Here is a 491-nt window from a genome sequence, read left to right as displayed (position 1 = left end):
TGCCGATCACCTTCCCAACGCATCAGTCGGTATCTTCGTGGATCTCGTCGCGCAGCCGGTTCTTGCTCGCTCGACCGGAACCGGCCTGACCGCCGTCCAGTGCCGATCCGAAGACCCGGTTCCAGTCGAGGTCGACACCCCGGTACATCGACCCCTCAGGACCCGGTCTGGTGAAGGGCTCGAAGGTGTCCATCACCCGGCGGGCCATCTGCGCACGTCCTTGCTGGACGGCCTCCATGATGGAGGAGGCCAGTTGGGGGCCCGTCATGTTCTGGTGCTTGTTGTCGAGGAACTTCAGTCCCGTCAACTCGCCCTGGCCACCGACGGTCGCCTCCACCACGCGGTCGTTCGAGCGCACCGTCGTCGAAGCCTGACGGAGATCCGCCTCCGCCCGTGCGACGGCGGCCTGGGTGGCCTGGAGCTCGGCCATGGCCTGGGCGATGCGCTCCTGTAGCGGTTCGGTCAACGGGCACTCCTGCATAGGGTCAGAT

Annotated in this window: 1 protein-coding gene; it reads right to left on the bottom strand. The window is 66.2% G+C overall.

From position 1 onward, the window contains the following. Window positions 1–22 precede the first annotated feature (22 nt). Window positions 23–466 carry a YbaB/EbfC family nucleoid-associated protein gene (locus HYQ63_RS43440; RefSeq protein ID WP_179939528.1) on the bottom strand — a complete coding sequence of 148 codons (444 nt, stop codon included), beginning with the start codon at window positions 464–466 and terminating at the stop codon, window positions 23–25. Window positions 467–491 lie beyond the last annotated feature (25 nt).

The organism is Streptomyces sp. Rer75, from assembly GCF_013414305.1.
GTDB lineage: Bacteria > Actinomycetota > Actinomycetes > Streptomycetales > Streptomycetaceae > Streptomyces > Streptomyces himastatinicus.
Note: the sequence above shows the minus strand (reverse complement) of the source record. Positions and strands in the feature narration are given on the sequence as shown.